Annotated in this window: 10 protein-coding genes; 2 read left to right on the top strand and 8 right to left on the bottom strand. The window is 61.9% G+C overall.

From position 1 onward, the window contains the following. Positions 1-69: 69 nt before the first annotated feature. Genes V5E99_RS17945 through ptsP form a run of 3 tightly spaced genes read right to left on the bottom strand, consistent with a single transcriptional unit; the run spans position 70 to position 5,623 of the window. Positions 70-1,809 (bottom strand): PTS fructose-like transporter subunit IIB, encoded by a 1,740-nt coding sequence (locus V5E99_RS17945; RefSeq protein WP_499803636.1) that lies wholly within the window; start codon positions 1,807-1,809, stop codon positions 70-72. A gap of 11 nt (positions 1,810-1,820) precedes the next feature. Then, positions 1,821-2,762 (bottom strand): 1-phosphofructokinase, encoded by a 942-nt coding sequence (gene pfkB, locus V5E99_RS17940; protein WP_499803635.1) that lies wholly within the window; start codon positions 2,760-2,762, stop codon positions 1,821-1,823. Next, positions 2,762-5,623: a phosphoenolpyruvate--protein phosphotransferase gene (ptsP, locus tag V5E99_RS17935; RefSeq protein WP_499803634.1), complete on the bottom strand. Its 2,862-nt coding sequence runs from the start codon at positions 5,621-5,623 to the stop codon at positions 2,762-2,764. Before ptsP ends, pfkB begins: the two co-directional genes overlap by 1 nt. A 291-nt stretch (positions 5,624-5,914) precedes the next feature. Between ptsP and cra the strand changes: the two genes are divergently transcribed. Together cra and V5E99_RS17925 are read left to right on the top strand one after the other, a co-directional pair. Further along, positions 5,915-6,910: a catabolite repressor/activator gene (gene cra / locus V5E99_RS17930; RefSeq protein WP_499803633.1), complete on the top strand. Its 996-nt coding sequence runs from the start codon at positions 5,915-5,917 to the stop codon at positions 6,908-6,910. A 3-nt stretch (positions 6,911-6,913) separates the two neighbouring features. Further along, entirely contained in the window at positions 6,914-7,690 is a 777-nt protein-coding gene (locus V5E99_RS17925) for a TatD family hydrolase (RefSeq protein ID WP_499803632.1), read from the top strand. Here the strand turns inward: V5E99_RS17925 and V5E99_RS17920 are convergent, their stop codons facing one another. The 5 genes from V5E99_RS17920 to V5E99_RS17900 all read right to left on the bottom strand — a co-directional run bounded on the left by V5E99_RS17920 (position 7,691) and on the right by V5E99_RS17900 (position 14,239). Continuing rightward, positions 7,691-8,080, bottom strand: a complete 390-nt coding sequence (locus V5E99_RS17920; protein WP_499803631.1) for a hypothetical protein — start codon at positions 8,078-8,080, stop codon at positions 7,691-7,693. It abuts the gene before it with no gap. 244 nt (positions 8,081-8,324) lie between these two features. Further along, positions 8,325-10,355 (bottom strand): methyl-accepting chemotaxis protein, encoded by a 2,031-nt coding sequence (locus V5E99_RS17915; protein ID WP_499803630.1) that lies wholly within the window; start codon positions 10,353-10,355, stop codon positions 8,325-8,327. Positions 10,356-10,573: 218 nt separating this feature from the next. Continuing rightward, the gene (gene ampE / locus V5E99_RS17910; RefSeq protein ID WP_499803629.1) at positions 10,574-11,410 is read right to left on the bottom strand and encodes a regulatory signaling modulator protein AmpE; all 837 of its coding nucleotides are present in this window, start codon (positions 11,408-11,410) and stop codon (positions 10,574-10,576) included. Then, positions 11,407-11,967 carry a 1,6-anhydro-N-acetylmuramyl-L-alanine amidase AmpD gene (gene ampD, locus V5E99_RS17905; protein ID WP_499803628.1) on the bottom strand — a complete coding sequence of 187 codons (561 nt, stop codon included), beginning with the start codon at positions 11,965-11,967 and terminating at the stop codon, positions 11,407-11,409. Before ampD ends, ampE begins: the two co-directional genes overlap by 4 nt. A gap of 64 nt (positions 11,968-12,031) precedes the next feature. Beyond that, positions 12,032-14,239, bottom strand: a complete 2,208-nt coding sequence (locus tag V5E99_RS17900; protein ID WP_499803627.1) for a DUF1631 domain-containing protein — start codon at positions 14,237-14,239, stop codon at positions 12,032-12,034. Positions 14,240-14,279 lie beyond the last annotated feature (40 nt).

Genomic DNA, 14,279 nt, shown 5'->3' with positions numbered 1-14,279 from the left:
ACTGTCAGGACGCCTTCGCGGGCAAGCCTCGCTCCTACAGGGGCGGTGTCGGCGGTTAGAGGTTGGGTGTCACGCGCTAACGGGTTCTACCGCCAACTCCACCACTTCCGGCCGCTTGAGCAGCGCATACGCCACCGCCGTCAGCAAACTCCCGGCGACAATCGCCAGCAGATACAACAGCGCATGGTTGATCGCATTCGGGATCATCAGCACGAACAAGCCACCGTGGGGCGCCATCAGTTTGCAGCCGAAATACATCGACAACGCCCCAGTCAGCGCACCACCGGCAATGCTCGCCGGAATCACCCGCAACGGGTCTTTGGCGGCAAACGGAATCGCGCCTTCGGAGATAAAGCACAGCCCCAACACCAGCGCCGCTTTACCGGCCTCGCGCTCAGTCTGGGCGAACTTGCGCCGGGCAATAAACGTCGCAATCCCGAGACCAATCGGCGGCACCATACCAGCGGCCATCGTCGCGGCCATCGGTGCATAACTCTGGGACGCCAGCAGCCCCACCGAGAACGCATAAGCCGCTTTATTGATCGGCCCGCCGAGGTCGACGCACATCATGCCGCCGAGCAACACGCCGAGCAGAATCGCGTTGGTGGTGCCCATGCTGTCGAGGAAATGCGTGAGCGCTTCGAGCATTCCCGCCACCGGTTTGCCGACCACGTAAATCATCACCAACCCGGTGAACAGACTCGCCAGCAACGGGATGATCAGGATCGGTTTCAGCGCTTCAAGGCTTTGCGGCAAGCGTGCATAACGATTGATTGCCTTGGCGGCATAACCGGCGATGAAACCGGCAATGATCCCACCGATAAAACCGGCGCCCAACGTACTCGCCAGCAGACCACCAATCATTCCCGGCGCCAGGCCCGGACGGTCGGCGATCGAGTAGGCGATGTACCCCGCCAGCAACGGCACCATCAGCTTGAAGGCGGTCTCGCCACCGATCTGCATCAGCGCGGCGGCGAGGGTGCCCGGTTCCTTGAACGCGGTGATGCCGAACACAAACGACAGCGCGATCATCAACCCGCCCGCCACCACCATCGGCAGCATGAACGACACGCCGGTCAGCAGGTGTTTGTAGACGCCGGTCTTCTCTTGCTTGGCCGGGCCGCTCGCGCCGCTCGACGCGGTTTCCTGCTTGCCTTCGGCCAGGGCTTTATTGAGGGTGGCTTCGGCTTGTTTCAGCGCGATGCCGGTGCCGCAACGGTAGATTTTCTTGCCGGCGAAACGCTCGGTGGCGACTTCGATATCGCAGGCCAGCAGCACCACGTCAGCCTCGGCAATCGCCGCCGCGCTCAGGGGATTACGCGCACCGACCGAGCCTTGGGTTTCGATCTGCAAGTCGTAGCCCAGACGCTTGGCCGCTTGCTGCAAGGCTTCGGCAGCCATGAAGGTGTGGGCAACACCGGTCGGGCACGCGGTGATCGCCACCAGGCGCGGGGCGTTTTTAGCGGCCGCGACCGGTTCGGCGACGGCTTCGGCGGCGACGTAGATTTGCGCCTCTTCAGCGCCACGGCGCAGCACCGCTTCAACATCTTGCAGGGCCTGGGCCGGGGTGCTGCGGAACACCCGTTTGCCGACAAATCGCGACATGTCCACCGGCGCGCTGGTCACCAGCAACACCCATTCGGCGGACGCTAGGGTAGCCGCCGACAATTGGCGTTCCGGGTGCGCCGCGTCATTCACTTCGACGCTGGTGCTCCAGCCCTGACGCTGGGCGGCGGCATCGAGCAGCCGGGCGCACAGCACACTGGTGACCATGCCGTTCGGGCAGGCCGTAACAATGGCTAACTTCATGACAACCCCTCTTATTGTTCTGTCAGGAGGCGCACGCGCACGCCCTGTTCGAGTTGCGCCAACTGCGCGACATCATGGATGCCAAAACCGATCTGCGTGACCGCCATCGCGGCAATCGCCGTGGCCGTGCGCAGGGTCTGTTCAGGCGTGTCGGCGCTGAGCAAACCGTGGAGCATCCCCGCCAGCAGCGAATCACCGGCACCCACCGTACTGGCGACACTGACCTTGGGCGGCGTGGCATGCATCGCCGCGCCGACACTGAACCAGTTCACGCCATCGGCGCCGTGGGAAATCACCACATGCTCGACGCCTTGAGCGTGCAAACGGCTCGCCGCTTCAGCTTGCGCGGCCACGCTAACCACTTCGCAACCGAGCGCATCGGCGAGCTCTTCGGCGTTGGGTTTGATCAACCATGGACCGGCCGCCAGCCCCGCACGCAAGGCTTCGCCGCTGGTATCCAGCGCCACCCTCAAACCAAGATTTTTCAGCCGCGAAATCAACCCTTGCAACCACTGCGGGCTGACGCCGCGCGGCAAACTGCCGGCGACCACCACCGCATCATGCCCCGGCGCGATCTGGTCCAGCCGATCGAGCAACGCCTGTTGCGCCGCTTCACTGACCTGCGGGCCCGGGCCATTGATATCGGTGATCCGCCCGTCGCTTTCCGCCAGTTTGATGTTGCTGCGGGTCTCGCCGGGGACGCGAATGAACGCGTCGGCAAAACCGCGCTTGGCGAACAATGTTTCGAACGCCTGGAGATTGTCTTCACCGAGAAAACCGCTGACCGTCAGTTGATGCCCCAGATCGGCCAGCACCTGCGCGACGTTCACACCTTTGCCAGCGGCGTGGGTGTGCATCTCGTCGCTGCGGTTGACCTGACCGGGCTCCAGCCGTGGCAACTGGACGGTGAGGTCCAATGCCGGGTTGAGGGTCAGGGTTAAAATCTTGGCCATTACAGGGCCTCCACTAATGCGCGCACTTCATTGGCGCTGCCCACGGCCAGGGCCTGTTGAGCAAGGATTTGAGTCTGGGCCAGGCTGAGTTCGCGGATGCGCGCCTTGACCTCGGCGATGCTGCGACCGGAGACGCTGAGCTCATCCACGCCGAGGCCGACCAGCACCGGCACCGCCAACGGGTCCGCCGCCAGTTCGCCGCACACACCGACCCATTTGCCATGGGCATGGGCCGCGCGCACGGTGATGTCGATCAGTTGCAGCACCGCCGGGTGCAAGCCGTCCGCCTGGGCCGACAAGGTCGGGTGGCCACGGTCGATAGCCAGGGTGTATTGGGTCAGGTCATTGGTGCCGACGCTAAAGAAGTCGACCTCTTTCGCCAGAACCGGCGCCAGCAACGCCGCCGACGGCACTTCAATCATGATTCCCAGTTGCAGGTCCGCGACGGGGATTTCCAGGCGCAAACGCTCGGTCATGTCCCGGGCCTGACGCCACTCATCAACGCTGCCGACCATCGGGAACATGATCCGCAACGGACGGTTATCAGCGGCACGCAGCAAGGCGCGCAATTGCGCTTCCATGATGTGCGGACGTTGCAGGGTCAGGCGAATGCCGCGCACGCCGAGGAACGGGTTTTCTTCCTTGGCGATCGGCCAATACGGCAGCGGTTTGTCGCCACCGACGTCGAGGGTGCGCACCACCAAGGGGCGACCCGCCAGGCCATCGAGCACGCGACGGTATTCAACTTCCTGGGTGGCTTCGTCCGGCGCTTGGGAGTGCGCCATGAAAATCAGCTCGGTGCGCAGCAGGCCAATGCCTTCGGCACCCTGCTCCACCGCGCTGGTCACGCCCGCGCTTTCGCCGATGTTGGCGAACACTTCCACGGCATGGCCGTCCGTGGTCAGCGCCGGTTGGTGGCGTTGTTCGGCGGCGGCTTTGAGGCGTGCTTCACGGGTGTCGCGTTCTTCGGTGGCGCGCTGCAACGTCGCGGCATCGGCATCGACGTGCAGGCGACCGCGTTGGCCATCAATCAACAGCGGTGTGCCCGGCGCCAGCAGCAACACCGCTGCACCGGCACCGACCAGCGCTGGAATGCCCAACGCGCGGGCGACGATGGCGCTGTGGGCGGTGGCGCCGCCACGGGCGGTGAGGATGCCGGCGACCCGCGCCGGGTCGAGACGGGCCACGTCGGACGGGCCGACCTCGTCCATCACCAGAATGTACGGTTGCTCCGGTTCGCTCGGGGTTTCGATGCCACACAGTTGCGCCAGCACCCGGCGACCGATATCCCGCAAGTCGGCGGCACGCTCAGCGAGCAAGGCATCTTGCAGCGATTCCTGTTGCTTGGCGGCGGCTTCGATTACCGCCATCCACGCCGCTTCGGCGCTTTCGCCCTGCTTGAGGCGGGTGTCGACTTCATCGGTCAGTTCCGGGTCGTCGAGCATTTCCTGGTGGGTGATGAAGATTTCGCGAATGGCTTTGGATTTGCTGCGTTCGATCAAGCCTTCGATGTCGCGACGGACATCGGTCAGCGCTTGTTTCAGACGCTCGCGTTCGACGGCGGCGGATTCACCGCGCAGCGGGTAATCGATGGCTTGCAGCACTTGAATGTGCGCAGGTCCCATGGCAATTCCGGGGGCTGCGGCGATGGCCTGAATCAGGCTGCCGGATTTTGGCGCGAGCAATACTTCGGCGACATCGGCAAACACTTCGCGCTGCTGACTGACGGCCGGCAGCGGCTCGATTTCTTCGCCGAGGCCCTCTTCGATGGCCGCCAGAAGCGCCGGCAAAGCGTCGGCAGCGATAGTCGGTTCGGCAATAAATTCCAGCACCTGACCGCGACGGGCGCCGAGGCTCAGCAGTTTGCTCAAGCTTTTCACCGACACGGCGCTGTCCGGGCCATCGACGATGCGCACGCGAATTTCGCCTTCAAAACTTTTCGCCAATTGCGCGAGGATCTTCGCCGGGCGCGCGTGCAAACCGTGGGCGTTGGCCAACGCAATGCGTGCGCTCGGCCAGTCGGCCGGCACTTCACCGCCCAGCACTTCAAGGACTTTGCGGCTGCTGGTGGCGCGGCCCAATTCGTGGCCGCGACCTTCGATCAGCAACGCGCACAGGCGTTCGAGCAAGGCCTGATGCGCTTCGCCGAGGCTGGCCAGGCAGAACAGACCGCTCAACGGCTGGCCGAGGTAGCGCATCGGTTTGTCCGGGGTGACGAAGGCCAGGCCCGGACGCTTGACGGTTTGCTCGCTGTGCAGCCACCACAGGCCATCGCCCAGGGGCAGCGCTTCGACTTGTTGCAGCACGGCGGAGAACCCGTTGCTCACGCAATCGGCCTGGCGCAGCAAACGGGCGCCGCGCCAGACCAACTCTTCGAAATCATCGGCGGACACACCGAGGCCGATCATCTGGGCGTCCAGCGCCAGCTCTTGCGGCGCGCCTTGCAGCAGTTTCAGCAGCGCTTCGGCGGAACTGGCGCGACGCAGGGCCTGGCCCAGATCGGTCTCGCCGAGGGCGCGGGTCAGCAGTTGCAACAGGCGCAAATGTTCATCGGATTTGGCGGCGATACCGATCGCCAGGTAGACGATGTGACCATCACCCCAGTCCACGCCTTCGGGGAACTGCATGAGCCGCACGCCGGTGGAAAACACCTGGTCGCGGGTTTCCGGCGTACCGTGGGGGATGGCAATACCTTGACCGAGAAAGGTCGAGCCCTGGGCTTCGCGCGCCTGCAACCCGGCGAGATACCCCTCGGCCACCAGACCATCGGCGACCAGATGCTGGGCCAGCAGTTGCAATGCGGCTGATTTATCCACAGCCGATTGGCCCATGGAAATCTGCTCTATGGTGAGCTCGAGCATGCTTTCTCCTTTTTGGCGCCCTTGGGGTGCCAGGTATTGTTTTGAATGTGTCAGCTTAGGCGCTTGGTCATGACTTTTGGCGGTTTCGCGGCAGAACCGGCCAAAGGCACCTATAACGTAGAAAATACGCTTGCTGAAACGTTTAATCTAGAATGTTTGGCACGTTACTCGATAATGTCTCATCCTTGAAGTCCAACTTGTCGGATGTGTTGCGACAATAGTCGTCTGCCTTAATCAGGTAGGATTGGCAAAAATGTCGGGGCAAGCTCGAAAAAACAAGGAAATCCCGAGTTGAAACTCAGTGATATCGCCCAGTTGGCCGGTGTGTCCGTTACCACCGCCAGCTATGTCATCAATGGCAAGGCCACGCAACAGCGCATCAGCAGCGCGACCGTCGAGCGCGTGCGCGCGGTGGTCGAGCAACATGGCTTTACGCCCAACCCTCAGGCCGCCGGCCTGCGCAGTCGGCATACCCGCACCTTGGGGTTTATTCTGCCGGACCTGGAAAACCCCAGTTACGCGCGAATTGCCAAACTCCTGGAACAAGGCGCCCGGGCCCGGGGCTATCAGTTGCTGATCGCCAGCTCCGACGATGCGCCGGACAGCGAACGGCAGTTGCTCAAACTGTTCCGCGCCCGCCGTTGCGACGCTTTGATCGTCGCCAGTTGCCTGCCGACCGATGACGACAGTTACCGCCAATTGCAGGCCAAAGGCATCCCGATCATCGCCATCGACCGGGTCATGGAGCCCGAGCATTTCTGCTCGGTGATCAGTGACGACCGCGAAGCCAGCCTGCAACTGACCCGCAGCCTGCTCGATCCGCTGCCCAAACAGATCGCGCTGATCGGTGCGCGTCCCGAGCTGAGCATCAGCCAGGAACGGGCCGCCGGGTTCAAAGAAGCGCTGAGCGGGTTCAAAGGCGACATCCTGATCGAACACGGCGAGTCGTTCAGCCGCGAGTGCGGCAAGCAATTGATGGAAGAATTACTCCAACGCCTGGGGCATTTGCCGGATGCGTTGGTGACTACTTCCTACGTGCTGCTACAAGGCGTGTTCGATGCCTTGCATGACTTCCCGCTCAAAACCCGCCCATTGCGCCTCGGCACCTTCGGCGACACGCAGTTGCTGGACTTCCTGCCGCTGCCGGTCAATGCGATGGCCCAGCAGCATCAGTTGATCGCCGACAAAGCCCTGGAATTGGCCCTGGCCGCCATCGAACAGTCGGATTACCAACCCGGCGTGCAGGCCATTGCGCGGACCTTCAAGCAGCGCATTCGCCAGGACTGAACCGTGGAGCTGATCGACAGCCACACTCACCTGGATTTTCCGGACTTCGACGCCGACCGTACGGCGTTGCTGGCCGAAAGCCGTGCCCTCGGGGTGCGGCGGATGGTGGTGCTGGGGGTTTATCAGGGTAATTGGCAGCGGGTTTGGGACCTGGTGCAAAGCGATCCCGATCTGCACGCGGCGTTCGGCTTGCACCCGGTGTATCTGGAAGATCATCGCCCCGAGGACCTGACCGCCCTCGGCGACTGGCTGACCCGGCTGGCCGGCCATCGGCAGTTGTGTGCGGTGGGCGAGATCGGTCTGGATTACTTCATCGAAACCCTCGACCGCGAGCGCCAGCAGGCCTTGTTCGATGCACAACTGCAACTGGCAGTGGACTTCAACTTGCCGGCGCTGATCCATGTGCGCCGCAGCCATGCGGCGGTAATCGCCACGCTCAAGCGGTTTCGCTTGAAACGCGCGGGGATCATCCACGCCTTCGCCGGCAGCCAGGAAGAGGCGCGGGAATACATCAAGCTCGGTTTCAAACTGGGTTTGGGTGGCGCCGCGACCTGGCCTCAAGCCTTGCGCATGCACCGGGTGCTGGCGCAGTTGCCGCTGGCGTCAGTGGTGCTGGAAACCGATTCCCCGGACATGGCGCCCGCCATGTTCCCTGGCCAGCGCAACAGCCCGGCGCACTTGCCGGCGATCTGTTCGGCACTGGCGGACATCATGACCATCAGCCCCGAGCAACTGGCCGCCGCCAGCACGGCCAATGCCTGCGAGTTGTTCAACTGGTAGTCAGTCGAGGTGGGCCTTGGCGGCCTCCAGCGTCAGCGTGATGTGTTGCCGGTGCCGGGCAAACCGAACGACGCCGAAGTAGACCAAAATCGCCAGCAGCGAGAAATTCAGCTGCTCGACCACGCTGAGCAGCCCGATCCATTCCATCATCAACGCCACCAGCAACGCAGTGCAAACCATCACCAAGGTACTGGCGCGCAACAAGGCCAGGGAGTCGAGGGACTTGAAACGCTTGAGCTGCTGCGGATCGTTTAGCTCTAAGGCTTTCTCGCAGTGGGAACAGGTAAACGCTTCGTTGATGGCGATCGCGTTAAGTTGCCAGGGCTCCAGCAGCAACGTGCGCTGGCAATGGGCGCAGCGGCCCAGGATTCCTATCGTAGCAGCAGACATAACCGGGCTTCCTCAGGGCAGGTTAGAGAGACAGATCTTCCTTCATTGAAGACGAAAAAACCGAGCCCGCAGGAAAACAGGAATCTGCCTACAGGAAAAGAGGACAAGTACTACAGATTGTTCGCGCGCTGTCCTTGTAGGAGCGAAGCTTGCTCGCGAACACGGCTGAACATTCAGCATGGATGTTGGCTGACACACCGCATTCGCGAGCAAGCTTTACTCCTATAGGGGTTGAGGGTGATTGTCAGACCCTGAACGCGCTGATCAACTGCTTCAACTCCACCACTTGGGCTGACAACGCCCGGCTGGCGTTCTCGGTCTGATGCGCGCCCTCGGCCGTGCGCTCACCGGCACGGTTGATCTCGACGATGTTCTGGTCAATGTCATGGGCCACGGCGGTTTGCTGCTCCACGGCAGCGGCAATCTGCTGGTTCTGGTCGACGATCATTCCGACGGCGCCGAGGATATTTTCCAGGGCCTGCTGGACCTTTTCCGACTGCCCCACCGTGCCGTTGGCCATTTGATGACTGACGCCCATGGCTTTGACGGCTGCACCGACACCGCCGTGGAGCTTGGCAATCATCTGTTCGATTTCTTCGGTCGATTGCTGGGTGCGCTTGGCCAGGGTCCGGACCTCGTCCGCCACCACCGCAAACCCGCGACCCTGCTCGCCCGCCCGCGCGGCTTCGATGGCGGCGTTCAGCGCCAGCAGGTTGGTTTGCTCGGCGATGCTTTTAATCACGTCCAGCACACGGCTGATGGACTGGCTGTCGCTGGCCAGTTGATTGATCACCAGCACCGATTGGTCGATCTCGCCGGCCAGGGCCGCAATGCTGCCCTGCTGGGATTCCACCAAACCGCGTCCGCTGAGGGTTTCGTCGTTGACGCTGTGGGCACTGCTGACCGCTGCGGCGGCACTGCGCGCCACTTCCAGAGAAGTGGCCGACATCTGGTTCATGGCGGTGGCGACTTGTTCAATCTGCGTCCGCTGCCCGGTCACTGCCTGATTGCTCTGGGCGGAAACACTTTCGACCTGGCCGGCCTGGCGCTCGACTTCATCGACGGTGTGGCCGACCCGCTCGATCAAGTCGTGGATTTTCTTCACCGTGCCGTTGAACACCTCACCCAACTCGCCCAGCTCATCGCGGCTGTGGGCGCTGAAGGTTACGGTCATGTCGCCGGCCGCCACTTTGTCCATTACTGCGCCCAGGCGTTTAAGCGTGGTGCGGGTCGACGCGTAGAAACCGCCGTAGAGGTAGAAGATCAAGACAAACACCACCGACAGCGCCACAGCCTGCAAAACCATGTGCGTGCGGTTCTGCTCCAGGCGTTGTTGCAACTGGGTGCCGAGGAATTTCAGGGTGGCTTCATTGAGTTGGTAGGTCTGTTCCATCAGGCCGGTGACTTGATCGTAAAACCCCTGCCACGGCGCATCGAGCGTATCGGCCATCACCACTTGTTCTTCGAACAGTTCGCTGGCCTTTTTCAGCGAGGCCTTGCTGCTGTCGGCCTGCGTGGACAAGGTGTCATGCGCAGCGGTGCTTGAGCCCAACGCGTCGTGCAACTTCAACCCGTACTCGGCCTGAAGTTTTTCGATCTGCGCCAGCAACTCGTCGAACCGGGTGCTCGACGCCGAATTGAGAAAACCCTGCCCCAGGGAAAACGAGCCCATGGCCCGGCCCTCGCCAAGAATCTGCGTGACCGGCGGGGTGACGTTGGTAATGAGTTCGCTGAGCTGGCGCATGTCGCTTTGGGTGTCGCGACTCAGGCCAGCCTGACTGGCGATGATCTGACTGAAAATCTGCGCACTGCCGAGCAACTTGCCGATCAGCGCACTTTTACTTTGCAGGGAGTTTTCCGCTTGCTGGGCCTTGAACGCGGCGATCATTTCATCGCGTTTGCCATCGAAGACCTTGATCTGTTCCGGCTCGGTGCTCATGGCCGCCAGCCCTTGCAGACGGGTCAGAATGCTCTTTTCCAGCGAGCCGATCTTCGTCTCGACATCACCGGCCTTGCCGGACTGCCCGAGGGTAACGTCGATTTGCACGAGATTGTTCAGGGTTTCCAGATCCCGCCGCAGGGTCAGGCTGCTGCCCAGCAGGTCCAGGCTTTGCAGTTCGATTCGGGTGCCCTGGAATTCACGATAGGAATCGCGCACCAAGTAGAAATTGGTCACCAGCATCGGCACCAGGAACAGCACACTGATCAGGCTGAACTTCATGCCGAAGCTCAGGCGGTTCATCAGCGCGACAGCGGGATAGAGCAAGCTCTTCACTGAGAAGTCTCCCTTTTGATTTCTTATTTTTATTGGCAGGCGCGCAGAGACAGCAGATAGCCACTATCGAGCGCTATCTCTGTATAGCTCAAATCGGAGGGAGGTTTTGTAACTTAAGGTTAACGAAAAAGATCGCAGCCTTCGGCAACGCCTACAGAAAAACACTGACCCCCTGTAGGCGCTGTCGAAGGCTGCGATCTTTTGATCTTATGCAGCAATCAGGGAAGTACGGTCCACAACGCAAACCCTGCATACCAGAGCACCGCCGCCCGCAGCAGCAGTTCCCAGATACGGTCCAGGCTGTTGATGCCCTCCGGCCCGACCACTGGCGCCGGAATCTCTCCAGCCACCAGCCCGACCTTTTCGATCAACTGGGCGGCCGTGATGTTCCAGTTCAGCAACTCGTGCAGCATCACCCGGCTGACCGCGACGAAATTGCCGACCAGGGCAAAACTCGCAGCCAGCAAGCGCACCGGCACCCAATCGAAGGCGTGGCGCAGTTGTGCGGCGCGCTCGACCACGGCCGGGTTCTGGCTGTGTTCTTCGGCCAGCGCGAGCAAGCGATAGCTCAGCGCCGCCACCGGACCTAACAGGAAGTACCAGAAAATCACCGCAAAAAAGCTCTGATAGGCCTGCCACAACAGATGCGCCTGCACCCGCTCCAGCAGTTGTTCGCCACTGTCGGCGCAGATGTTCAGGTCGCGATTGGCCACGTGCGCGGCGGCTTGCAAGTCTTCCCGGCGCCAGGCGTCGCGAAACGGTCCGAGCCCGGCCAGCAGATCACCGCGCCCCAGGCTGTAAATCACCACCAACAGGTGCACCGGCAACGCCAGCAAGCCATAGGCCACCGGTTCCAGCACCACCAACAGCAAACCGAGCAACGCCACCGGCGCCAACACCAACAGCAGCAACACCAGCCACGGACGGTTCGCCAGACGCGGGCTGGCCTCAAGCTTGTTCAGCTCGCGAACCCAGCCGCCATCACGCTGAACCCGATGACGCAGGGCCGAGAATTTCTCGATCCAGACCGCCAACAGCAACACCAGAAAACTCATTGTTGTTCCTCTTTTGCCAATGCGGCGCGATAACGTGCCCAGTCGAACGCCGGCCCCGGATCAGTCTTGCGCCCGGGTGCGATGTCGCTATGCCCGCAAATGCGCTGCGCGGTAATGCCGGTGAAGGTGTTTTGCAGCTGTCGGGTCAATGTCGTCAACGCCTGATATTGCGCGTCGGTGAACGGCAGATCATCCGTGCCTTCAAGCTCGATGCCCACGGAAAAATCATTACAGGTTTCACGCCCCTCGAACATCGAGACGCCCGCGTGCCAGGCACGCTCAAGACAGGAGACAAACTGAGTGACGCTGCCGTCACGCTCAATCAGAAAATGCGCAGACACCCGCAGGTCAGCAATCCCTTCAAAGTAGGGATGCTCCGTGACATCCAGACGATTCTGGAAAAACGCCTGCACCTTGCCCGTGGCGAACTGCGCCGGCGGCAGGCTGATGTTGTGGATCACCAGCAGGGAGATTTCATCCGAGGGGCGCGCATTGAAGTTGGGCGAGGGGCAAATATTCACGCCCTGGCACCAACCGCTCGCGGGGTCCAACTGCATACAGGTTCCTTCAACGACGACCGTGTTGGCGAGCAGTATGCCGCGATAGACCCTCCGCGCGCGATCACTTGGCGTGATTGAGGCGCCGCAAGTTGCCGATCACCGATTCCAGGGCCCGATCAAACAGCAACGTATCGTCCAGCGCCCGCACCGCGCCCCGGCGAAATTCCAGGGCCAGGCCGGTGCGACTGCGCTCCAGCACTTTCATGCCGGTGCGGTTGACGAAAATGTAATTGCCGGTGGCTTCGATGATCGCGGCCAGTTTGCAGCGCAGGGTGTTTTCGTCGTCTTCCTGAAATTCCACCCAGCAGCCCATGCGCAGTTGATCGACCTGGCGCAGGCCGGCGTCGTCCGCCGGTAAACGCACCGAAGCCGTCTCCACAGGACCTTCGTCGGCAGTACGCAGAACAATTTCTTCCAGCACCTGGACCATCACCGGCGCATCAACCTGCTCAGGTGTCAGGGTCGGCCGCTCGAACAATTGCACGTGCAAGGCCTCCAGTTCGCTGAAGAATTCACTGGTGGCGAAGGGATCGAACGCCGAGCTGCTCAGGCCATCGCGCAGGGATTTGAGCAGCCCCGGCACCAGCGACAACAGACGCAAACTCGCGTCGGCCTCATCGTGACGCTGCACGCTCCAGATCAATTGCGCCATGGTCTGCACATCGGCGTGCCATTCGGCAGACTGATCGCCGTGCTTGAGGCAGGTCAGCAACAGCACCTTGCTCCAGGCGTCCTGGACGAACGCGACCACCCCTTGCGGCAGCAACTTGCCCAACAAGGCCTCGTTCAACGCTTGCTCGACGCGCTGACGCGCCAGTTCGGTCCGGGCCCGGCCTTCTTCGGCGTCGCGGGTGCGCTGTTCCAGCAACTCGCTGCGACGGCGCTCATCACTGGTAAACGCCAGGAAGTCCGCGAGCAACTCGGAGAAAATCGCCGGATCATCGACAAAATCATTCAACAGGCGCTGAACCACCTGCTCGATGCGCAGGTACAGGCTGTCGCGCTGATGATCGTCGCACTCTCCCCAGCCCATGGCGGCGGCGGCGATTTCATTGAGCAGGCGCCGCGCCGGGTGACTGCTGCGGCTGAAGAAGCTCTTGTCGAGCACCGCGACTTTGAGCATCGGGATCTGCAAACGCCCGATCAGCGCCTTGAGGGAATCCGGCAGATTGCGGTCATCGAGGATGCATTCGAAGAGCATGGCGATCAGGTTGATCACGTCCTCGTCGGCCACCCCGACCACTCGCGACTTGCCGCTTTTGACGCTGACCCGGGTCAGCAGTTGTTCGAGCTGGTTGCGCAGGTCGAAATCGTCCTGTGTCGCCAGGGCCGGGACGTATTGCTGCAGGTGCGAGAGCAGGCGCAGCAGGTCGCGGGTGGAAATCGGCTGGGTCTGGGTGCTGGCTTCGAGGGTCGGCGCGACGCTGCCGCGCACGTGGAACAGCAATTCCTGCAACGCGGCGAAGACTTCCTGCACGCTGTCGTCAATCTGCGTGTTACCTGGGCGGGCAATCGTCTCGACCGGTTCGGCATGGGCACTGGCCGCTGCGCGGTCGGTGACGCGTCTCGCCGGGGCAGGTTTGAGCTCGGGCAACACGCCAGTGGCGATCAGCAGTTGATTGGCCTCGGCGTAGAGCTGATCGGCACTGCTGAGGACGTAGCGATCGAACAGCTTGAGGATGATCAGCTTGACCTTGATCTCCACCCCCAGGTTGCGCCCGGCCTGCAGGAAGTACTCGCACAGCATCGCCGGGCCCAGCGGGTTGTGCTGTTCGAGCAGTTCCTTGCCCAACAACACGCTGAGCCGGGTGGTCAGTTGATCGAGGGCGAAACCTTCGCGGCTCAGCACTTTGCTGACCATCGCCTCTACCGCAACGTTGCGCTCCAGGTCGTCATCGGGCAACGCGGCGCCGGCATCGAACGCCAATGAATGGGGCAACGCGGACTGAAGGCCGTCGTACTGAGTGAGGCTGACGAACGCCTCGAAGAACTGCTCGAGAAACCCGCGCTCGATGCTTTTGCGCTTGAGGCGCAAGTCGCGCATGGCTTCAAAGAAGATGTTCTGCTCGATGTCGTTGCGGGCCCGGTCGGCCATTTCGAACAGGGTGTCGTCGGCGTTATCGAACAGTTCCTGCAAGCCATGCCTGAGCTGTTGTGCAGCCTTGTCGCGAACCTGAAGCAGAATCACAGGCAGGCGGGCGAGCGGCGAGTGAGTCGCCTGATCGGTAGTTGCCTTGTGCAAAGGCACTACATTCCCGTCGTTGTGCATCCAAGCCTCCTGAAACGGTGATTCTTCGGTTCGGTAAGAA

The organism is Janthinobacterium sp. LPB2021202312-11-4 (assembly GCF_037049705.1).
Lineage (GTDB): Bacteria > Pseudomonadota > Gammaproteobacteria > Pseudomonadales > Pseudomonadaceae > Aquipseudomonas.
The sequence above is the reverse complement of the archived record's forward strand: the minus strand, read 5'-3'. Positions and strand labels throughout refer to the sequence as shown.

Coding starts and splice junctions, on each gene's coding strand:
- ampE (WP_499803629.1), bottom strand. CDS start 11,410: ATGAGTTTTCTGGTGTTGCTGTTGGCGGTCTGGATCGAGAAATTCTCG.
- V5E99_RS17945 (WP_499803636.1), bottom strand. CDS start 1,809: ATGAAGTTAGCCATTGTTACGGCCTGCCCGAACGGCATGGTCACCAGT.
- pfkB (WP_499803635.1), bottom strand. CDS start 2,762: ATGGCCAAGATTTTAACCCTGACCCTCAACCCGGCATTGGACCTCACC.
- V5E99_RS17900 (WP_499803627.1), bottom strand. CDS start 14,239: ATGCACAACGACGGGAATGTAGTGCCTTTGCACAAGGCAACTACCGAT.
- ptsP (WP_499803634.1), bottom strand. CDS start 5,623: ATGCTCGAGCTCACCATAGAGCAGATTTCCATGGGCCAATCGGCTGTG.
- V5E99_RS17920 (WP_499803631.1), bottom strand. CDS start 8,080: ATGTCTGCTGCTACGATAGGAATCCTGGGCCGCTGCGCCCATTGCCAG.
- ampD (WP_499803628.1), bottom strand. CDS start 11,967: ATGCAGTTGGACCCCGCGAGCGGTTGGTGCCAGGGCGTGAATATTTGC.